The sequence below is a fragment of the Paenibacillus sp. FSL E2-8871 genome (genome assembly GCF_038000345.1).
Classification (GTDB): domain Bacteria; phylum Bacillota; class Bacilli; order Paenibacillales; family Paenibacillaceae; genus Paenibacillus_AQ.
On record NZ_JBBOBV010000001.1, the window covers coordinates 579428 to 601217 of the forward strand.

Consider the following 21790-nt stretch of genomic DNA (forward strand, 5'->3'; position numbering starts at 1 on the left):
ATTTTGAGAATCCTTGCCTTCCTATTTTATAATAAATTCCATTGTATAAATACTATATAAAATGAAGATTTTTAATCCTCTAAAGAGCTGCTGTTGGAGGCATCGGTATGCAATCTTTTCTCAGGCCATGAAATAACATGCGAGGTTCGGCTTAATTTCTCATAGATTAGCTGGTCATCTTTTTTGAATACCTTAATGATTAAATGAATAAAGAAAACTAAATCGACCAGTAGAACAATGAGGTAAGCGACCGTTCTCAATGGTGAAGATAGAAGCCCCGTCACATCAGAATCGATAACAATAGCGTGAAGTCCAAGTATTACCCAATATAACAGACCATATCGGATCATAAGCGCCCAGAAAGAAGCCCGATTACCTCTGTTCGTTACCCGAATACGTACAATCCATTTGCCTAAGGTCCGCCCACCAGTGAAAGCTGGAATCAGGATGAAGTACATCCCTGTTACAATCCAGAAAGCACTTTTTACATCGAATCCATAAAGTAGACCAAACCCAATGATCCACACCATACTATCGATGAAAAAAGCAATCCCTCTGCGGGTATAGGAGACTCTTTTGGCAGAACGATCGATATTCGAATCCAGTTGTTCTATTTGTGGCAGTAACCCGTTTATCCAGATAGCAATTCGGAATCCAAAGATCCCTCCCAGCGTGTTGGTAATAAGATCATCGACATCAAATAGACGGTAGGGATGATCAAAAAAGCCGTAGATGCCTGTAACCTGTGTGACCTCAAAAGATAACGAAAGTATGAAAGACAAGAGAATACACATTCCCCAGCGCGTTCGAAAATAGTAACCCAGAAACAATCCAAACGGCACGGTCAAAGCGATGTTAAATATCACCTGTAAAAAAGCAGGCTCACGCAGTAACGACCAATACGTTGAAATCTGATCAGGTATGATCTTAGAGCCATCTATAATATCTTGTATGAATTGAAGAGGGGCGAGCTGCATCATACTTCCCGAAGGTGCCATATTATGTCTTGAGGAAGGCATCGGAAGCAAAACAAGAAAATAAGCGTTCATCAGATAGAGCAGCAATAAGTATAGGATTAAAGCTCTAAGCTTATGGATGTAGCCGTGTCTACGGTATTGAACGATTAGAAAAGGGAGTGTGAAGATCAATGCCGCTATAGGAAACATCATAAAGGCATAAGAAATTGGGAAAAAGTAAGAATGAAACATAAGTCACCTGCCGAATCATTGTTTTTGTGGAATATTGTAGTCTGCTGCAAACTAGCGTTCCCGGCTCATTATAAAATTTTATGATAGGGAACTCAACTTATTTATTTAGCGCTTCCGGCATACATATGTCTATAGAGGAGCGTGAAGTGATGGAGAAAAAGGTACAGCAGTATTATCGACTGAAGCAAAAGCAAAAGGAAATTGAAAAAGAGTTAGCAGAGCTTCGGCAGGATATTCTAAGCTATTGTAGTGAGCAGGGGGCTACCGAGACTGAAATTGGAAGCTACAAAGTGAAGCTAGTGATGCAAAATCGCAAAGAATATGATGATCTCAAGTTATATGAAACCCTATCAGACCCCGAAGTGTGGCGTATGCTCTCCAAATCAGATCCCGCGAAGGTAGCAAGTTTGACCAAGCTTAACGTAATCTCTGAGGACAAGATAATGCATACCTATTCTTTAAAGACTGTAACGTTGCTGCAAGTGGATAAAAAATAAGGATTTACGTGAGCGGTTCCTTTCATGGGGACCGCTTTATTATATCGAATCGCAACTCTAAGCGTTTTGCGTTAAAATAAGAAATGAAGCTGACCGTCTGCTGTTAAGGAGCTCCGGTGCTTTGGTGCGACAGTAAAGCAACCATAGAGATGGAGGAAGAGAATTCATGAAAGATTTTGATGTCATGTTAGAGAAATATGCGAACCTGGTTGTAAAAGTAGGGGGAAATGTACAGCCTGGACAAGTTTTGATGGTGCATGCACCTATTGAAACGGTAGAGCTTACTCGCTTGATTGTAGGTAAAGCCTATGAAGCAGGTGCTAAATATGTAATTGTTGATTGGGACGATGAAGCGACTACACGTATTCGTTACGAAAAAGCCCCAGAAGATTCCTTCGATTACTATCCACAGTGGCAAGCAGAAATGATGGAGAAGTTTGCGGAAGAGAACGGCGCCATCTTACATATTAAAGTACCAGATCCGGAATTGTTCAATGGTATTGATTCTTCCAAAGTGTCAAGAGCAGTTAAAGCGGCAGCTGTTGCTCGCAAAAACTACTCCAAATATACTCGTAATAGCAAAATTAGCTGGTCTCTTGTTAAGGCTCCAACGCGCGCTTGGGCGAACAAGGTGTTCGCCGATCTCCCTGAGGAAGATCGAGTGGAAGCGATGTGGGAAGCGGTATTCCAGATGAATCGTGTAGGTAGCGAGGATCCAGTTGCCGCGTGGAGAGAACATATCGGTCAATTGAAAGAAAGTCAGGATAGAATGAACGCTAAGCGTTATAAAAGCCTGCATTACCGCGCTCCGGGAACGGATCTGCATGTGGAGCTTCCGGAAGGTCATCTATGGCGTGGCGGTGGCGGTGAGAATGATAAAGGTGTTTATTTCGTGGCAAATATGCCAACGGAAGAGATCTATTCCATGCCCCATCGTACTGGCGTGAACGGTACAGTAAGAAGCACGCTCCCACTTAATCTGAATGGACGTCTGGTAGAAGGCCTTTCATTCACTTTTAAAGATGGAAAAGTAGTAGCATATGAAGCTGAATCCGGACGTGAGCATCTGACTTCGCTGCTGGCAACGGATGAAGGTGCATCCTATTTAGGAGAAGTGGCTTTAGTGCAGCATGATTCTCCAATCTCTCGCTTGAAACGAATTTTCTACAATACAGGGATTGATGAGAATGCCTCCTGCCATTTCGCGTTGGGAAGTGCCTATCCTGTCAATATTGAAGGCGGCACAAAGCTTACGAATGAAGAGCTTGTCGCACGAGGTGCTAATGTAAGTTTAACGCATGTTGATTTCATGATTGGTTCGGCAGAACTGGATATTGATGGAGAACTTGCGGATGGCACGATTGAACCGGTATTCCGTAAAGGGAATTGGGTGCTGTAAGGAATACATTTAAGGTCGTAACCTCGCTTTAGGAGATTACGGCCTTTCCCTTTGCTAAAAAGATGTATGTTATAGAAAGTGTTTTTATTTAGAAGCGGAGATATCCATATTAAATAATATTTTCTTATAAAAACAGCCGGCGCTCTCTTCAATAGAGAGTCCGGCGTTTTTTTATTGCCCTTAGAGATCAGTTTTATTTGAAAAATAATTAAGGCCCATAGCCTCGCGTACTTCGGACATCGTTTCTTGAGCAATATCGCGGGCACGCTTAGTTCCGGATAATAAGATATCCTCAACAACCTTGGGTCTGGCAGCATAATAGGAGCGACGCTCACGCATTGGTTCAATTAGCTGGTCTAGAGCTGTAGTGATAAGCTGCTTACAGGCAGAACAGCTTATACTGCCACTTTCGCAGCTATCGTGAATTTCTGGGGCGCCATACGAACGAACAGCACGATGATAAGCATAAATGGGACAAATATCTGGATGCCCAGGATCATTTTTATGAACACGGGCTGGATCGGTTGTGGCTTTACGGATCTTGAAGGTGATCTCTTCTTTCGTAGAGTCCAGTTCGATAGCATTGCCTAGGCTTTTACTCATTTTAGCGTTGCCGTCTGTTCCTACTAGTCTTGGCGTCTCGCTGATAAGCGCTCTGGGCTCCACAAGGATAGGGCTGTACAGCTCGTTGAATCTACGTACGATTTTGCGGGTCAACTCCAGATGGGGAAGCTGGTCTTCTCCTACAGGAATAATCGTCGCTTTACAAAAGGTTATATCCGCAGCCTGGCTAACTGGATAACCTAGAAAACCATAATACAATTCATCTAAGCTGGAATTTTTCGATTCGGCTTTAATCGTGGGATTATGCCGTAAAGAATTCACAGTAACAAACATGGAGAATAGGACGGTCAGCTCAGCGATTTCAGGAACCATAGATTGAATAAATAGGGTTGCTTTATCTGGATTTATACCCGCCGATAAATAGTCCAGTGTGATTTCATTCAAGTTTTGACCAAGGTGTTGAGGCCGATCAAAGTGAGTCGTTAGGGCTTGAATATCTGCTAGAAATACAAAAGTATCATATTGCTCCTGTAGAGCCACTCGGTTCTGTAAACTGCCCACGTAATGGCCAAGGTGCAGCTTTCCAGTCACTCGATCTCCAGTTAATACACGTTTTTTTATCATTTGAATTCCTCCTGTTTTGTTGCTTCTGACTAACATTGAGTCGCCACCACCAGCCATCATCCATGGCCATCACCTCCTTTAAATGACAAAAAAACCTCATCCAATAAGGACGAAGTTGTCGTGGTACCACCTTAAATGATCGCGCAACCAGGTTTCGTTAGTATTACGATCTTCTCTTACCGGTACGGAGAAGGTCTGAGACAATCTCGATACAGGTCCCTTGATAACGGCGGGAAACCCGGCTTTCCCTACAACATCAGCTAAGATGGTTCGGAAGAGCAACTCTAAAGGCCATTCGATCAAGCGCTGGACACCGGTTCGCAGCAGCCACCGGCTCTCTGAAGTCCATGTTCGATTGTCTACTTACCCTTTGTCAGCGTTGTTCATGATATTTTGGTAATTGTAATTCTGATGAGTGAGTTTGTCAATGGTTGGAAATAAGTTGATGATAGACAGAGCATCTAGGTTTATATGATCTAGCAAAGTATCACTTAAATGTATATTATCATCAGCAATTAAGTCCAATCTATCATTGTTGATTCACAATATAATAATGTATAGCCTTGTAATTGGAATGGAGTGATGATAAATGGCGACAAATATAAGTTATGGTTCACAGGCAAAAATCCCCTTAGACCCGTTTAATACTGTTACAACGGTTGCAGGGATTCCTGGAGCTGGAGCGGGTCTAGCCACGGCGCAAGTAAATATTAGTCCGGCTAATCCGGCCTCTTTCTCCAGCAGAGTCGAGTTAAATGGTAGTTTTAGTCTTACTGCACTTGCTAATAGCCAATTTCTTGTTTTAATCCGACGTGCTGGAGTCGATATTTATAGCTCCTTTTTTCGTTTTACTACAACTACTGATATTCAATTAAATGTTCAGTGGGTTGATGGTCCTTATATTGGAATCCACAACTATGAATTGGTAATTCAGAATGATAGCAACTTGCCTATAAATCTATTTGGACCTATATCATTCACAGCAACTGCTATAGGTGGAGATGGCGTAATTTAAGTTATGGGACAGTTAAATCGATCTGATTTAACTGTCCTTTTTTCATGGGGTAAAATTTATTTATTTAAAATGTTGTCCTCTAAAACAGCATATTTATCGCCATATTGCTTAATGATATGTTGTTCTCCCCAATTACATAGAGAAGTCAAAATGTCGCTTAAACTATCACCATACTCACTAAGCTCATATTCCACTTTGGGTGGAACCTGATTGTATACGATCCGGTTGATAATTCCATCGGCCTCAAGTTCGCGTAGTTGCTGGGTTAACATTTTTTGAGTAATTCCGGGCATTAACTGTTTTAGTTCCGATGTTCGTTTTTTGCCATGAGTTAAATGACACAAAATTACGCATTTCCATTTTCCTCCAATTACTTCGAGTGTGGCCTCAACAGAAATATTGTATTTTTTCTTGATAGTTGTCATGATATCCTCCAATGTATAGGTACTTTTTAGTACCTATGGTACTTTTAAGTGCGTACTATTGATTATGTCCGATTTTACTAATCATAACATTTATCGTTCTTTTTTTATAGAATGTTATAATTTTAAGTGCTCAGTCCCAAAAAAGTTAATATAAATAAAAACCGTTTCTATACCCTCCCCGTCTTAATCTATGAGAGGTTTAGGAGAGGGGGCTAAGGAAGGATATGACGATGACTAATGCAGAAATGAAGAAGGTAACGATTCTTGATTCTAGGAGCGAGACGGATTTCTACGATTCTATATTGGTACATAGAGAACAACTATACAGTATAGCCTATAGCTACTTGCGTAACCGGAATGATGCGCTTGAAGCGATGCAGGAAATGACTTGCCGGGCCTGGATCAAAAGAAAAACATTAAAGGATCCAAAAGCGTTTAAATCATGGATCATTCGGATCCTGATTTATGTCTGTATAGATGAACAAAGACGTAGAAAGCGTTCTATGCCGCTTGTAGACGAGAGAATAGGAGAGCGGATTACGCACATTGGCCATCATCGGATGGAAATGCTGTGGGCACTCGAACAGGTTAAACCCAAGTATCGCCATGTGCTGCTGCTTAAATACTACAACGATATGACCTTACATGAGATTGCTAACATACTGGATAAACCTGAAGGAACGGTCAAGACATGGCAGCATAAAGGACTCAAGCAGTTAAGAACGATCATTAAGAATCGGGGTGATTGGAACCATGAGTAGTCAGGAGGAGCTTGCCATGTTAATCGATGCTGAACGGATCCCACAGGAGCAAAAAATGGAGAGTGCAGCCGCACAAATCTATGCCATTCAAGCAGGACTCGAACTAGGTAAAAAGCGCGGAAAAAAGCTAATGTTCGCTAGAAGCGCTATGGCTGTACTGACTGCATCTGTTTTGATTGCAGGTTTACTCTTCTTCAATCCAACCCAATGGATGCCACAGCAAGCCTCTACAAGTATTGAATCAAGTGATTGGGGTGTGTTGGAACCTTTTAAGAAGCTGGCTGAATCTGATGTTGATGCCCTTACGTTAGAATCTGCTATTCGAAACGATTATGTGCAAATCGTGAATAAGAGCGCTGAGAAAAACGGATATAAGATCACTCTAAATGCTGTAATCGCTGATGAAAATAAAATTATACTGCTATATACAGGGACTACAAGTGGTGGTCAGGAAATTTACAATGTGAATAGTGTATGGCTTACAGATGCTGTGACGGGACAAAGTGTAGTGGATAAAAATGGGGGTAGAGGTGGGATGGGTTTACATGCTGTGGATAGTATTTATACATGGCTCGGAAAAACTATCTATCCACTAGATAAGGATAAAGCATTTCCAAAAGAGGTGGTGGCGAATTTTCAGATCGCTTCAGTGGATCCAGGAATGCTAGCAAAACCAAAAACGGGAACGGATCTAGCTGACATGCGCTATTCTGATCGTTTAAAGGTGAGCTTCGCTATTGATCCAAAATTCTGGGAACAAAAGACCGAGACGGTAGTTATAAATCAGCCTTTTATGATTGACGGGCATGAAGTGAATCTTGCACAAGTGGAGCTTTCTCCATTAAGTATAGTAGTCAAATATACGCTAAGTGAGGATTTAAAAACTAATTGGGAGATCAGGAATGAGTTATTTGGAAAGACCCCTAGTGAGTTGACATCGCGGGTTGGGAAGCGCGAATTGAAAAATAATTCGATTGGCGGAAGTGGCAGTGAGGATGGATTTATAAGTAACTTTAGCAGCAACGTATTGGATCAACCCAAATTCATTCGTTTGAAACTTGATGCGGGGCTTGATCGCGAGAAAGAGGAGTATATTGATATCTTGAAAAAATAAGCAGCAAGTGATGAGAGTGAGAATGTGATGGGATTCGTAATGCAGAAAAAGGTCCGCTGACAGCGACCTTTTTTTGTTTTCTAGAAGATTAAATATGATTATAAAGTCCTTTTTAAAATAGTGCTATAATAGCTCTTTGAGTGTTCTGAGCTGTATTTTGATCTATATGAACTAGGGGTGATAGATTTGAGCGTAATCCGTATGGAGAACGTAACTAAGAAATATGAGAATACTTTGATTTTTCGAGATATATATTTTCGAGTTAGCAAGGGTGAGCGGATTGGGTTAATCGGACGAAATGGTGCGGGGAAATCTACTGTTTTTAAACTGATGATGGGAAAAGAGGAGCCAACAGCAGGGAAAGTAGAGTTAGATCCCAATGTGAAGATCAGTTATTTCTCTCAATTCTCGGAGCTTTCCGGCTCCTTGTCTGTACAGCAAGAGTTAGAGTTGTGCTTTGAGCAGGTAGCGCTTATCGAACAGGAGCTTAACCAAATCGGGGAACAGCTTGGACAAGTGACGGATGATGACCAGATGAATACACTTTTAGAGCGGCAAGCGGCGCTTTTTGAACAAATGGATCATTTGGATGGCTGGAATGTATCTGTAGAAATCAACACTGTTCTGACGAAGTTGGGCTTCAATGAAAGATCACGGCATCAACCAGTAGATGAATTATCGGGAGGCTGGAGGAACCGTGCAGCACTGGCTAAAGTCTTAATTGAAATGCCCGACGTCGTATTGCTCGATGAGCCTACAAACTTTTTGGATATCGAAGGGATCGTATGGTTGGAGCAGTGGCTGCACCGTTTTAATGGAGCGATGATTCTGGTCTCCCATGACCGGCAGTTTATTGACAGAGTAGTCACGCGCACGATAGAAATCGAGAATTATCATTTTCAAGAATATGAAGGCAATTACACCGACTATGTTCGTAAAAAGAAGATGCGCAAAAAGGTGCTTGATCGTCAATTCGAGTGGGAAGAAGAGCTTCTAATTATGGAGTCTGAAGCCATTGAAACCCGCGGGAACAAAAAGTCCCCGAAGGATCGTCTATCACGTAAACTGACAGATATGAAAAAGCGTGTGGAGCCTCATCCAGTGAACGTACTGATCACCGATATCTACAGCAATTTACGGTTTCCGGATAAGCTTGGTGAAGTGAAGGGAATTGGACAAAGCTATGATGGTCGGACGATATTCCAGAACATTAGCTTTGATATTCAAAAGGAAGATCGGATAGCTATTGTGGGGCCTAACGGAAGCGGGAAGTCGACACTCATAAAGGTATTGACTGGGCAAGAAGAGCCTGAAACGGGTGGTGTGACTTGGGAACGTGGGGTCAGCTACGCGTACTTCAATCAGATGTGGGACGAACTCGATGTTAAGGATACAGTCAGTCATGCCGTAAATGTGTATGGGCTGGGACTCGATGCTCCGCGGAAAAAAGTGAACAAATTTCTATCGATGCTACAATTCTCGGAAATGGATCTGAGCAAAACGATCGGCAGTCTGTCAGGTGGACAGCAGGCCAGAGTAGCGTTAGCGAAATGCCTTCTCTCTGGCGCGGCTGTTATTATTTTGGATGAGCCAACGAATCATTTAGATTTGACGAGTATTCAGGTGATGGAGCAGGCACTCATTCATTTCCCTGGAGCCGTAGTTACCGTCAGTCATGACCGCTTCTTCATCGATAAAATTGCAACGAAAATGCTTACCTTCGATCCTGAAGCAGGAATCACTGAGCAGAATGTTTAGGATTATGCTGGCAGTCGGATGATCACGGTCGTCCCTTTACCTACTTGACTGGTGATTTCAATCCCATAGGGTTCACCAAAATGAAATTGAATACGATCATGAACATTTTTTATACCAATATGATCTTCATCTAGGGTGTCTGATGGTTGAGAGAGACGAAGACGTAACTGTTTAAGTTTCTCTTCATCGATACCAATTCCGTTATCTTTAACGATAATTAGCATGTCATCCCCCGAAATCATCGAGGAGACTTCAAGGAGACCCGGTTCACTTCGACACTCCAGTCCATGGACGATAGCATTCTCAACGATGGGTTGAAGGGAAAAGTGCATGACTTTAATTATTTCGGTATTAGGTTCTAGCTGTTCAATATATTGAATTTTGTCCCCGAAACGTAATTGTTGGATTTTTACATACAGCCGGACGTGTTCAAGTTCTTCTCGCAGGGTTACGGTTATCTTTCCGGTCTGGATATGAATCCGAAACAATCTACCTACAATCCCCACCATTTCGCCAATCTCTCTTTGCCCATTAATGATGGCTTTCATTTGAATAGATTCAAGTACGTTCGCAAGGAAATGTGGATTGATTTGGCTTTTAAGGGCGCCGTATTGAGCTACTTTTTGCTGTGCTTTGGCCATAGAAGATCGCTCGATATAATTTTGCAGGTCTTTCACCATTTTTCGGATTCCATTGTATAGAACACCAAACTCATCTTGACGATTACTATACAAATCCACATCAAAGTTCCCCATCCCCACCAGCTTAACCTTTCGGCTTAAAAGAATAATAGGCTTAGTGACACGCTCCGATAGGATATACATGAATAAGATCGCAGTGACAAGCGACAAGAGCGCTAATGTTAAAATGATTTTTCCGAGAAAAGTGGCTTGCTTAGTCATCTCTTTTTCATCTATATACTGTATGACCTTCCAGTTGGAATAGGGAGACGTAACAAAGTTAATGTACGAGTCTTTATCATCAAAAGTACCATAAAAGCTTCCCGTGTCATTGTTCATGAAAGTATTAAGCGCCTGAGGTTCTATAGGGATAGGTTGTAAGGGTGAGGTCTCTAAGATGTCAGAGCTGTAAACACTACCGCCCTTATCGTCTAAAATAATGAATTTTCGTTTGCTATTCTCCGAGAGCTTTAAGATTTCACGTAATGAATCCAATCGGATATCGATTAACATGACGCCAATGGGCTGCTTGCTTCCTTTTTTATTAATGACTCGGGCAATAGAAATGACGGATTGTTTGGAATTGTTGCGATAGAAGGGGACATGGCTGCCAAATAGAATCACTCCGCCTTTTTTCTGCTGGGTCTGTAAATACCAATCCTCCTGGGTATAATCCTTCACATCATAATCCGCACGATTGAAATTGGCAGAGTAGAACACACGTGATCCCGAAAAAATCTGCACACTATCAACATTTTTAATCGTCATCTCAATCCCGCTGATGAAATGCTCAATCGTGTTTCCATACTGAATATTCAGGTCATTTCCGACGTCGTCTTTATGGATCGTCCAATGCTCAAGTGCGGTTTGGAGCTGGCTATCTACCTGTGCGTTCAGTGTACCTTTATCAATACTTTGAAGATATTGGTCAATGTTGAACGAGAGGTTATTAAGGATCAGATTTGAGCTACTCTGGTATTCATTTTTGACGGCTTGGTTTGAAAAGATATAGATGATTGCGGATATGATCAGGAGTGGAATGGTAATGGTCAGGATCATCAGCATGAAAATTTGACGATTGACATGTCGCATCCGGTAGCGTCTCTTTGGTTGCTCAATCTGCATCATTTTAGGTCACCAGCCTGATTGTTTTCTATAGTCTGATGGGGTCATGTTGGTGATACTTCGGAATGTTTTCACGAAATGCTTATAGCTTTTGTAACCACACATCGTACAGACATCGGTCACTAGAATCTCCGGTTTTTTTAAGCATTCCTGCGCATATTCCATCCGAATTTCGGTTACAAATCGCATATAGTTCTTATCGAGTTTCCGCTTGAAGAGGCGACTTAAATAAGACGGATTATAGAAGAATCGATCTGCTACCATCTGCAGAGTCACGTCTTGATCAATATTTTCTTTAATGAAGGATTTAATATGCTCGAATATGATCACATCCTGTTGGTGGTTGTGTGTCAGTCCTTCGGTATAAACAATCCCCAAATGAATCATCCACCTGCCAAGCCAGTCAAAAAGCGTCTCAAGCGAATCAAAATCATCCACAAAGGTAAGGTTCAGGAGCTTTTCGCTGTACACACCTTCGATATGGATGTGGTTTTTATTGGCGAAGCGGATTATAACACTTATGATTTCCTGAAGAAATGCGAGCCAGTAATCAGGAGAAGAGACATCGGTTTTACTCAAAATATCTTGAGCCAGGCGGTGCATCAGCTGGAGCGTTTCTATTTCGTTAGAACTTTCGATACAGGAGATCATCCGTTTCTTATCATTCTCATCTAGTTGAATTAGGGATGGTTTCTGAGAATTTGAGTTTTCTATCCATTGTGGCAAATAGAATAACCTGCAATCTCTCATGTAAAAGCGTTGATATAACATTCGATCGGAATCGTGCAGCAAAGTATGTATTTGTGCAGGGTTCTCCGTCGTCTTACCTATAACTAAATAGAGGCCTAGATGATGTTCTAGCGTAAGCGCCTTCAGATATTGATCGATTCGTATCTGTACTTGAGTTTGAAGAGGGAAGTTGTCAGTAGAAGACGGAGATCCCAATACAATAAGACCATAGAGCTTTGTTTTAGATGAATATGTAAAAATAGAGTGTGGTGTAGAGGCATGGAGATACTCATCCACTGCGTAATGAATGAACTTTTCCGCATATTCTCTTATCCATAGGGTGGATTGCGTGCGCGTTTCTCTCACAGGAATGCCAGTCAAAACAAAGGGGAGATAAAGATAGTAGTTACTGTTGAAATTACATAGTTCATGGATAATAGCATCATCTATTACTGAATGTTCTTCCTCTAGCAACAGCTTTACAAGCTCTGCCCCTTCCAGATTAGAACGTTTTAATCGGTCTTGCCGTTTTAGATGAAGCTTGTTCATACATTTTTGTATTACTAGAAGGCTTTCTTCGTATTCCAAAGGCTTAAGCAAAAAAGCATGTACATTCCCTAGTTGTATAGCCTTCTGAGCGTATTCGAAATCGTTGAATCCTGTCAAAATGATAAATAATGTATCAGGAAGCAGATTGCGAATCTGCTCAATCATTTGAAGCCCATCCATTTCGGGCATCCGGATATCGGTGATCACCAAATCGGGCTTCTCGCGTAGCGCGGTGGTCATTCCTTCTCTGCCATTCTCTGCTTCAATAATGCTGTGGACCCCAAGCTTCTCCCAAGCAAAGTAATGTTTTAGGCCCGTTCGTATTAATGGCTCATCCTCTACAATCATCAATTTATACATGAAATCCCTCCGGAAGACTAGAATTATAGTGGATCACTCGTAAGAGAATACCATTAGATGTAAGATTAAAAGGGTTACATTAAGGCGAAAAAGTGAAAAAATATAAATTCAATTGTTAATAGGTGGAATATGTAATGTATTATAACATTGAAGAGGGGTGGATTGAAGGGATATGTCAGAAATGAACCCTAAAAGTAAAAGGAGTGGGATTCTCCTGAATTTACAATTGATTTATGATTAGCGCAAGGAATGAGAGCAGTACTTTATTCCACAAAAAATAATTGGGGGTAGCACATGAAAGCAATGAAAAAAGGGCTAATGAGTATTGTTGGTGTCGCACTTTTAGGTACACAGTTAGTTGCATGTGGAAATACGAACACAGCGAATTCAGCGGTTACACCAAGTAATAATGCTGACAAGACAGAGCCCGCAGCAACTGAGGTTGCTGCTAAACCAGTAGAAATTACTTGGTGGAATTTTCCGAGCTTTCAAGCTTTAGATGGTGAAGTAGGCAAGTATGAGAAGGAAATCATTGCAGCTTTTAATGAGAAGAATCCTGAAATTAAAGTAAACCTTGAGATGATCACCTTTGAAGGCGGCCCTGAAAAACTGAATGTCGCAATTGCTTCGAATACCGCACCTGATGTGATCTATGATGCACCTGGACGGATTATCGATTGGGGTAAAAAGGATTTGCTTGCACCGCTTAACGACATGGTGACTGATGAAGTGAAGAATGATATTTCAGAAGCTTTTTGGAAGCAGTCAAGTGTAGGCGACAACATCTTTATGTACCCGATCAACACAGCGCCTTTTATGATGGCTGTTAATAAATCTATTTTTGAAAAGATTGGCGCTCTAGATTTACTACCTTTGGATAAGGAAGATAGAACTTGGACGTTTGAAGAATATAAAAAGGCGTTGGAAGCTGTAAAAGAAAAGGCACCGGACGTTATTCCTACAGGATTCTTCGCGAAGAGCCAAGCTGGAGACCAAGGCACTCGTGCTTATCTTGCTAACTTAGGTGTATCCCGATTCTTAAATGAAGATAATTCAGCAGTCGCTATCAATACTGATAATGCTGCTAAAGCGTTAGATTGGATTGTCCAAGCTACGAAAGATAAACTCAGTGTCTCCGGTGCAGCTTCACTTGCTGCTGCTGACGTGAACGATTTGTTCCTGCAAGGTAAATTGGCCTTTACACTTAACTATTCCGCTGTACTAAAAGCACAGAACGTATCTAAAAAAATGGTACAGTTCGAAGATATTCTCCTTCCATTCCCTACACTAGATGGTTCGGAACCAAAGCTTGAACCATATCTGGGCGGTATGGCTGTATTTAACAATGGGGATGAAGCTAAGATTGCAGCTTCCAAAAAGCTGATTGATTTTATTGCTAATGATCCTGTATGGGGTAAGAAAAACTTGATTCAAACAGGTGGTCTCTCGGTTCGTAATTCGATTACTGGTCTTTATGACGATCCAGAGTATAAATACGCTGAATATGCACGTAAATTTACGACAGATGCACCTACGATTGCTGATGGATATGCAGATATTCGTACGTTCTGGTTCCCTGAATTACAACGTGCTTTAACTGGAGGCGCAACCGGCAAGGAAGCTTTGGATAGTTTTGCTACAAAGGCTAATGAAGCTATTACTAAAGCAAAAGCAGCTATGAAATAAATAGTGAATGGTGTTCAAAAGAATAGAGTGCGGGAAGCACTCTATTCTTTTTAAAAAAATGAAAATTTTAAAGCTACGCACCTATAAATATCATTATTTTTCATCAGAGAAATGGGGAGAAGGTTGTGGGGACAACGGTACGCAAAATTAAAGGTTATGTGATACGTGACTGGATGATGAGCTATCTTTTCTTATTACCAGCGTTTGGATTTTTTCTTCTGTTTGTAGCCTACCCAATGATAAAAGGGGTTTATATTAGTTTCTTTGATTACTCGCTGAGAGATTTTAGTTTTATTGGTCTCAATAATTATATTTCATTATTTAAAGATGATAATTTCATGAAGTCCATGGGAAATACTTTATTACTCGTAGTGATCACCGTACCGATCGTGATTATCTTTTCACTGTTTGTATCCATGAATATTTATAAGAAAAAAGAGTTTGCTAGATCGTTTTTCCGCGGTGTGTTCTACTTGCCAGCCGTATCTTCGGTCGTAAGTATTACAGTCGTTTGGGGCTGGATTTACCATCCCAACTACGGAATTCTGAATTATTTGACGGGTTTATTTGGAATGGAGCCTGTTTCATGGCTTGGGGATACAAGAACCGCATTACTTGCAATTATCGTGGTCTTAATAACGACTTCTGTAGGGCAACCGATCATTTTGTATGTGGCCTCCATTGGTAACATTCCTACCTCTTATATTGAAGCCGCAGAGATAGATCGAGCAACCCCTTGGCAAATTTTCCGGAAAATATTATGGCCGATGCTGATGCCAACGAACTTATATATTATCGTGATTACCACGATTAATACCTTTCAGTGTTTTGCACTGATTCAACTCCTTACCTCAGGTGGACCTGTATATAGCACTTCAACTGTTATGTATGGTGTATATGAACAAGCCTTTATGCTAGGTCATTTCGGATATGCCTCTGCAATGGGCGTCATACTCGCAATTGTAATTGGGATCATTTCAATCATTCAATTCAAATACTTTGGCAGCGATGTTGAGTATTAAGGAGGGGACATCATGAATTCTACGAATCCATTAGAACTGAAAGCACCTATTATCCAGTCTAAGAAAGTAAGCGCATGGAAAAAAGAATTAACGATTCCAAAAATAATCGCTACAATCCTATTGATTTTGGCTACATTATTTTTTATATTTCCCTTTTACTGGGTAGTGTCGGGGGCCTTTAAACTTCAAACTGTGGCAACGACCATCCCACCGGAGTGGTTTCCGTTAAAGCCGACGTTACAGAACTGGACAGAATTATTTAAGAATCCCGTAGAACGCTGGATGTTTAATAGCTTTATTATTGCTTTTGCAGAAATGGCTGCGATCTGTATTGTCTCTTCCTGCGCCGGATATGTTCTCGCAAAGAAATCATTTCCAGGACGAGGAATTATCTTCACGATGTTTGTTGCCGCTATGGCATTACCTAAGCAAGTTATTCTCGTTCCGTTGTTTACGATGTTAGCTGACTTTGGTTGGGTCAATACGTATAAAGGGCTTATTTTACCGGCAATTGGCTGGCCATTTGGAGTCTTTTTGATGAAACAGTTCGCGCAGACGATTCCGGGAGAGTTGATTGAAGCGGCAAAAATTGACGGCAGCTCGGAAATTCGATTGTTCGGAACGATCATTTTACCGTTATTGAAACCAGCAGTTGGTGCACTGGCCATATTCACCTTCATCACTTCATGGAACGATTATTTCAGCCAGTTAATTATGACACGATCCACTTCGATGATGACCTTACCACTTGGGGTTGCGACACTTCGAGGCGAATTCACAACGAACTATGGACTGCTTATGGCAGGTGCTGCGTTAGCTTCTATTCCTATGATTGCGATTTTCCTAATGTTTCAAAAGGCATTCACACAAGGGATTACCATGGGTGCTGTTAAGGGTTAACAATTCTCATAACAACGTAAATTAACAATAGTGATTTAAACGATGGAGGCTATTATCTATGAAATCTTATAATCTTGAAGTTTTTAAAGGCATTATTATCGCTTTGTACTCCAGTTATGATGCCGAGGGGAATATAGATAAAGAAGCGGCACGCAAATTAGCTCGTCATTATGCTTCTACAGGTGTGAAAGGGCTTTATGTTGGCGGAAGCTCAGGCGAAGGCATGCTGCAATCTGTAGAAGAGCGTAAACAAATGCTCGAAGCAGTTATAGCGGAAGTAGGAGATGAGCTTACGATCATTGCTCATGTAGGTGCTCCATCTACAAGAGACAGTGTTGAGCTAGCAGTACATGCTGAATTAGTTGGCGCACATGCGGTATCGGCTGTTCCGGCTATCTATTATCGTTTGTCTCCAGACAGTGTTGAAAGTCATTGGCAGGCGATCATTGATAGTACTTCACTTCCATTTATTATCTACCACATCCCGCAAACGACAGGCTTTCAATTATCTAAAAGCTTGTTAGTGAAGATGGCCGCGCAGGATAAAGTGATTGGCGTGAAGATTTCAGCAGAAAGTACATTTGAGCTTCAGCAGTTTAAGGCAGCAGGTGGAAATGATTTTCTTGTATTGAATGGACCAGATGAGCAGTACTTAGCTGGCCGCAGCATTGGGGCAGATGGTGGGATTGGTGGAACCTACGGGGTTATGCCCGAGCTATTTTTAAAAGTAGAACAATGTTATGGGCAAGGCGATATGGCTGAGGCGCAGAAATGGCAGTTCATTATCAATGATCTCATTGTAGAATTACTATCCTTTCCATCATTATATGGTGCATGCAAAGCAATTCTGAGTTTGCGTGGATTTGAAACGGGCCAACCGAGAATGCCACTTCTACCCATCAAGGCTTCGGATCAGGATCGGGTGGAAGCTCTCAACAATAGAATATTAGAGTATATTCTTGAAGTGAAGGGATAGGGTTAATGATGACTCGAATGAGCGATATCTTTCCGATGAAAGGTCTGATCGTGTCATGTCAGGCACTTGAGTATGAGCCGCTTCATGGTGGAGATACAATGGCAAAAATGGCAAGAGCGGCGGTTCAATCAGGGGCAATTGGAATTCGGACGAATGGGGTTTCAGATATTCTAGCGATTAAAGAAGAAGTAAATGTACCGGTTATTGGACTTATTAAACGGGATATTCCCGGATCAGCCATATTTATTACGCCAACTCTGGATGAGGTGAAAGCAATCGTGTCCGCTAAAGCGGATATTGTTGCATTAGATGTTACGAATCGGGAAGGTCGCTTAGCGTCGGTTAAGCCTTTAATCGCATATGCCCATCAAATGGGTGTGCTTGTAATGGCAGATATATCGACTTTGGAGGAAGGACTGGCAGCGGAAGAATTAGGTGTAGATTTTATTGGTACAACACTTTCGGGCTATACACCATACAGCACACAACAAGAAGGACCAGATCTTGTCTTGCTTCAGCAGTTATGCGAGTTCGTGAAGATTCCCGTAGTTGCAGAAGGGCGTATATGGACACCAGAAGATGCGGCGAGAGCTAAGAGGGCTGGGGCATCTTATGTAGTTGTAGGAAGTGCGATTACAAGGCCACAATTAATCACATCACGCTATGTCAAAGCCGTGAGCGATTGCTGAGATTGAAGGAGGCGAGTCCGTGTTAGAAGGATATGATCCTCTAATGGAATATGCTGTCGGAGTGGATATCGGTGGAACGAAAATTAATGCTGGTCTGGTTACACCACATGGGGACGTAGTACATACTGTAAGTCTGAGTACAAAGGCTGGGTTCACGAAGACTGTGGACCGAGCTTTTCAGGCTATTCAAAGGTTAATAGAAGAAGTTACAGCCATGAATGCAGGCATTCAATTTAAAGGGATTGGTGTAGGAACGGCAGGACAAATCGATTGGGAGGCGGGGAGTATTCGCTCAGCCTCTGAGCTTATTCCTGGCTATGCTGGGACAGATTTGAAAACGTTGCTTCAGACTCAGTTCCAGCTTCCAGTAATCGTAGATAATGACGTGAATGTACTGGCATTAACAGAGAAATATTTAGGTTCTTGTATAGGTGTAGAAGATTTTATCTGTCTTGCACTTGGAACGGGTGTAGGCGGAGCAATTATTGTAGAAGGTCGCCTTGTTCATGGTTCTTGGGGTGGGGCTGGAGAGTTAGGGCATATGTCTGTAGATTTCAAAGGGCCGACATGCGTTTGTGGTGGGAAAGGCTGCTTAGAGCACTATGCGTCAGGCACAAGCATAGCTCGTCGTATGCAGGAAAAACTAACTATACACAGCCTGCCACTTGATAACATAAACTCACGAGAAGTGATCGAGAGATGGAGGGAAGGAGACCGTCTAGCTACAGAAGTAATGAAAGAAACAATTGCTGCGCTTGGTTCAGCTATCGCTTCGTTTATTCATATTTTTAACCCAAAGGTTATTGTTATTGGTGGTGGAGTGGCTGAAGCAGGTGAGCTATTATTCGAAGGAATAAGAAGAGAAGTGGCTACGAGAACGATGCCATCGATGCTGGAAGGCGTCCGCATTGAAGCAGCCTATCGTGGCAATTCCTGTGGAATGATTGGTGCGGCATTACAGATCTGGGAGTACGGAGTCCCATCCCTTTCATCTAGTAATGAAGGCTTTATCTAAATCTCTTGATTAAATAGAATAATTTACCGATAATGTTAAAGGGGATGAGAGGAAAGGTCAAATCTTTCTGGGGTCCCTAATCCGTTTATAAGGAGTGATGATGTTTGAGTACGAACAACACCACAATGAAGTCCGAGAGAGGTCAGTATTCGTAAGGGAAGAACACCTCTCAATGACTACGGGAGGCACTATCGGAAATGATGACTTTAATGAACATGGTGAGGGGAACAGAGAACGATCTACCTGCCAAAGAGATGATCAAGTATTGGAATCATGAGCCTGGAACTTTGAAGCTTGTGAGAGCAAGTAGCAATTTTATTTATACGTTTCAATGGAATAGTAAGCACTATTATTTAAGGTTTACTCACGAAGAGGATAATAGCGCAGAGAATATTCAGGCTGAACTAGATTTTATGATGTACTTATTGGAACAGGGCTATGAGACCGTGGCGCCATTACGATCCAAGCAAGGGAAGTGGATTGAGACCCTTTCAACTGGAAATAGCAAATATCACGGGGTTGTTTTTGAACAAGCCCAAGGGGAGTACGTTCCACTTGAAGAGATGTCGGAGCTGCAGTTCCAACATTGGGGTCAAACGCTCGCGAGATTGCATAATTTATCTGAGACTTATGCTCCGAGCACACCCGCACGTAAAAGCTGGGTCGATTCGCTTCAATTTATTTTATCCGTATTAAGAAGACACCCCGAGGAGCATAAAGCGCTTAAGGAATATGAACGAATTGAGGCGTGGCTAAGTGAGCTCTCTTTTGGCGTAGGGCATACGGGGCTGATCCATTTTGATTTTGAGACAGACAATATCTTTTATATGAGAGAGACATCTCAATATAGTGCGATCGACTTTGATGACTCTATGTATCACTGGTTTGCGATGGATATCACATCAGCGTTAAGAGATCTATCCAAGCAGAATGATGAGGAGAGCAAGAAGAACATCGATCTTTTTATTAGTGGATATAGATCTGTAAAGCGGCTGGATGATGAATATATCAAGCTATTGCCAGAATTCCAAAGATTCTCTGACTTATATGGATTCGCTAGGTTGCTTCGAAGTTTAGAGAATTTGGATGTTTCTATTTGTCCGGAATGGGCACTACAGCTTAAAGCTAAATTAGATGCAATCTGTGATAGTATTCGGAATGGCTTTCATCCACATATTGCGCTGAAGACAATCACTGAGAATAACTGGTATGCCTGTACGCAATTAGAGGTATCCAATGAGCAAAAAACGGTTTTTCCTGTACCTGTAGTCTATTGGTTAGCAGAATCGGCTTATTGCGGAATGACTCCGTTGGCTTTATACGCAGATGAAGAATTGGTAGGATTCTCAGTATATGCTGTTGATCCTGAGGACGGAAGTTATTGGATTATGGCTTTTATGATTGATCAGAAATATCAGAATAGAGGATTCGGTAGAACCGGAATGGATGCCTTGATTCGAACTATAAAAGAGAAACATCACTGCGACAAAATCGTTATTGGACATCGAATAGAGAACGAACGTGCTTCGAACTTATATACATCCCTTGGATTCGTTGAAATGAGCAGGGATGAGGTTGAAGTTATACGTGAGTTGATAGTGTAAAGAAAAGAGGCCGTTCCAAAAGTAGTTTTTGTACTACTCGGGAGCGGCTCTTCTTGTTATCCTGTAAATGACGTTCCAAATGATGATCCGAGTGAAGTTCCAAGTGAAGTTTCAATAGAACAATTAGGGAATTTCTCCCTCTAATTCTGAGATTATTGGTTGCCAGACTTATAATTAGGGAAAACCTCCCCTAAATTCGTCTGATTTGATGAGAATCAAAGGAATTAGCCTGATTTATAGGGAGGAATTCCCTAATTTCATTCATTATTAGCGGGTATCGACTTTTTATAGGGAGTTTTCCCCTAATCAGTTTTAAACCATCAAACATTAGCCCACTCCTGCTCTAAAGAGGAATAGACGATCTCGTTGCACCATTGCTGATTACAGAATCTAGTCTCCCTAAGAACTCCATCTTTTAACATTCCTGCTCTAATCATTACTTTCTCAGATTGCACATTCTCGGCGTTGGCATAAGCAACAACCCTATGTGCATTAAGAGAGCTAAAGGCATAACCTATCAGAGACTTCACGGCTTCAGTTGCATATCCCATTTTCCAATAATCCGGGAGTAGGACCCAACCGATTTCCCATTCTCTGATTTCTTCCCAGTTTAACTTTATGCTGACATTACCGATGGGCTTCATATCCAGCTTTGTACATATTGCAAGATCATAATATTGCCGTGGATCACTTGTTGCTTGAGACAAGATCGAAAGGAAGTCATCTTTAATTTGTTTTGCATCAGGTGCAGTGTTCTCATATTTGTAGGATAGGGGATTTTGTTCTAGTTCTTCATAAAAAGAAGAATCACTGCTTGTATAATCTCTTAAAATTAATCGGTTCGATACTATTTCCATGAATATAACACTCCTAGTTTAAGTTTTAATTGTTCTTCAGTTGCTACCGCCTAATACGATTACAAAGAATCTGTTAAACGTACACTGTAACTTCTTGTAGATCCATGTAATTTCCTTTATTTTTCATAATATTTACACATTATAAAAATATAAGCTTAACAACTTTCCATTTTTATCTACAAAAATAGTGGAATTGTGATAAAGTAATATTGGTTTATTTACTAGAGGGGGAT

19 protein-coding genes and 1 other annotated feature are annotated in these 21790 nt (G+C 41.4%); of the genes, 13 read left to right on the forward strand and 6 right to left on the reverse strand.

What is annotated here, in order from left to right:
* Positions 1 to 71: 71 nt before the first annotated feature.
* On the reverse strand, positions 72 to 1208 hold the full coding sequence (locus NYE25_RS02670; RefSeq protein ID WP_341145031.1) for a VanZ family protein: 1137 nt from the start codon (positions 1206 to 1208) through the stop codon (positions 72 to 74).
* A gap of 149 nt (positions 1209 to 1357) precedes the next feature.
* On the opposite strand from NYE25_RS02670, the gene NYE25_RS02675 reads away from it, so the two are divergent.
* Positions 1358 to 1705: a hypothetical protein gene (locus tag NYE25_RS02675; protein WP_042187563.1), complete on the forward strand. Its 348-nt coding sequence runs from the start codon at positions 1358 to 1360 to the stop codon at positions 1703 to 1705.
* Positions 1706 to 1871: 166 nt separating this feature from the next.
* On the forward strand, positions 1872 to 3104 hold the full coding sequence (locus tag NYE25_RS02680) for an aminopeptidase (protein WP_341145032.1): 1233 nt from the start codon (positions 1872 to 1874) through the stop codon (positions 3102 to 3104).
* Positions 3105 to 3284: 180 nt separating this feature from the next.
* Here NYE25_RS02680 and trpS read toward each other — a convergent pair whose 3' ends face one another.
* Positions 3285 to 4292, reverse strand: a complete 1008-nt coding sequence (gene trpS / locus NYE25_RS02685; RefSeq protein ID WP_341145033.1) for a tryptophan--tRNA ligase — start codon at positions 4290 to 4292, stop codon at positions 3285 to 3287.
* A gap of 102 nt (positions 4293 to 4394) precedes the next feature.
* Positions 4395 to 4678: a binding site (T-box leader), on the reverse strand.
* Between the two features lie 203 nt (positions 4679 to 4881).
* Here trpS and NYE25_RS02690 point away from each other — a divergent pair.
* Positions 4882 to 5307: a hypothetical protein gene (locus NYE25_RS02690; RefSeq protein ID WP_076282838.1), complete on the forward strand. Its 426-nt coding sequence runs from the start codon at positions 4882 to 4884 to the stop codon at positions 5305 to 5307.
* Positions 5308 to 5363: 56 nt separating this feature from the next.
* Here NYE25_RS02690 and NYE25_RS02695 read toward each other — a convergent pair whose 3' ends face one another.
* Complete coding sequence (locus NYE25_RS02695) at positions 5364 to 5732, reverse strand: winged helix-turn-helix transcriptional regulator (RefSeq protein ID WP_042187569.1); 369 nt, start codon at positions 5730 to 5732, stop codon at positions 5364 to 5366.
* A gap of 224 nt (positions 5733 to 5956) precedes the next feature.
* Between NYE25_RS02695 and NYE25_RS02700 the strand changes: the two genes are divergently transcribed.
* The 3 genes from NYE25_RS02700 (at position 5957) to NYE25_RS02710 (ending at position 9365) form a co-directional block, all read left to right on the forward strand.
* Entirely contained in the window at positions 5957 to 6493 is a 537-nt protein-coding gene (locus NYE25_RS02700) for a sigma-70 family RNA polymerase sigma factor (RefSeq protein WP_076282837.1), read from the forward strand.
* The gene (locus NYE25_RS02705) at positions 6486 to 7607 is read left to right on the forward strand and encodes a DUF4179 domain-containing protein (protein WP_341145034.1); all 1122 of its coding nucleotides are present in this window, start codon (positions 6486 to 6488) and stop codon (positions 7605 to 7607) included. Before NYE25_RS02700 ends, NYE25_RS02705 begins: the two co-directional genes overlap by 8 nt.
* A gap of 186 nt (positions 7608 to 7793) precedes the next feature.
* Complete coding sequence (locus NYE25_RS02710) at positions 7794 to 9365, forward strand: ABC-F family ATP-binding cassette domain-containing protein (RefSeq protein ID WP_341145035.1); 1572 nt, start codon at positions 7794 to 7796, stop codon at positions 9363 to 9365.
* 2 nt (positions 9366 to 9367) lie between these two features.
* Here the strand turns inward: NYE25_RS02710 and NYE25_RS02715 are convergent, their stop codons facing one another.
* Together NYE25_RS02715 and NYE25_RS02720 are read right to left on the reverse strand one after the other, a co-directional pair.
* Complete coding sequence (locus tag NYE25_RS02715; RefSeq protein WP_341145036.1) at positions 9368 to 11173, reverse strand: cache domain-containing sensor histidine kinase; 1806 nt, start codon at positions 11171 to 11173, stop codon at positions 9368 to 9370.
* Positions 11174 to 11179: 6 nt separating this feature from the next.
* A complete protein-coding gene (locus NYE25_RS02720; protein ID WP_341145037.1) occupies positions 11180 to 12808 on the reverse strand; it encodes a response regulator in 1629 nt (542 codons plus the stop codon).
* A gap of 294 nt (positions 12809 to 13102) precedes the next feature.
* Between NYE25_RS02720 and NYE25_RS02725 the strand changes: the two genes are divergently transcribed.
* The 7 genes from NYE25_RS02725 to NYE25_RS02755 all read left to right on the forward strand — a co-directional run bounded on the left by NYE25_RS02725 (position 13103) and on the right by NYE25_RS02755 (position 20700).
* Positions 13103 to 14494, forward strand: a complete 1392-nt coding sequence (locus NYE25_RS02725; protein ID WP_076121384.1) for an ABC transporter substrate-binding protein — start codon at positions 13103 to 13105, stop codon at positions 14492 to 14494.
* 125 nt (positions 14495 to 14619) lie between these two features.
* On the forward strand, positions 14620 to 15516 hold the full coding sequence (locus NYE25_RS02730) for a carbohydrate ABC transporter permease (RefSeq protein ID WP_445667113.1): 897 nt from the start codon (positions 14620 to 14622) through the stop codon (positions 15514 to 15516).
* A 12-nt stretch (positions 15517 to 15528) separates the two neighbouring features.
* Entirely contained in the window at positions 15529 to 16416 is an 888-nt protein-coding gene (locus NYE25_RS02735; RefSeq protein ID WP_081382857.1) for a carbohydrate ABC transporter permease, read from the forward strand.
* A gap of 58 nt (positions 16417 to 16474) precedes the next feature.
* A complete protein-coding gene (locus NYE25_RS02740) occupies positions 16475 to 17392 on the forward strand; it encodes a dihydrodipicolinate synthase family protein (protein WP_341145038.1) in 918 nt (305 codons plus the stop codon).
* 5 nt (positions 17393 to 17397) lie between these two features.
* Positions 17398 to 18081 (forward strand): N-acetylmannosamine-6-phosphate 2-epimerase, encoded by a 684-nt coding sequence (locus NYE25_RS02745; RefSeq protein ID WP_341145039.1) that lies wholly within the window; start codon positions 17398 to 17400, stop codon positions 18079 to 18081.
* Positions 18082 to 18100: 19 nt separating this feature from the next.
* The gene (locus tag NYE25_RS02750; RefSeq protein ID WP_341145040.1) at positions 18101 to 19096 is read left to right on the forward strand and encodes an ROK family protein; all 996 of its coding nucleotides are present in this window, start codon (positions 18101 to 18103) and stop codon (positions 19094 to 19096) included.
* Between the two features lie 197 nt (positions 19097 to 19293).
* On the forward strand, positions 19294 to 20700 hold the full coding sequence (locus tag NYE25_RS02755; RefSeq protein WP_341145041.1) for a GNAT family N-acetyltransferase: 1407 nt from the start codon (positions 19294 to 19296) through the stop codon (positions 20698 to 20700).
* Positions 20701 to 21020: 320 nt separating this feature from the next.
* On the opposite strand, the gene NYE25_RS02760 is transcribed toward NYE25_RS02755, so the two are convergent.
* Positions 21021 to 21557 carry a GNAT family N-acetyltransferase gene (locus NYE25_RS02760; RefSeq protein WP_341145042.1) on the reverse strand — a complete coding sequence of 179 codons (537 nt, stop codon included), beginning with the start codon at positions 21555 to 21557 and terminating at the stop codon, positions 21021 to 21023.
* Between the last annotated feature and the right edge of the window lie 233 nt (positions 21558 to 21790).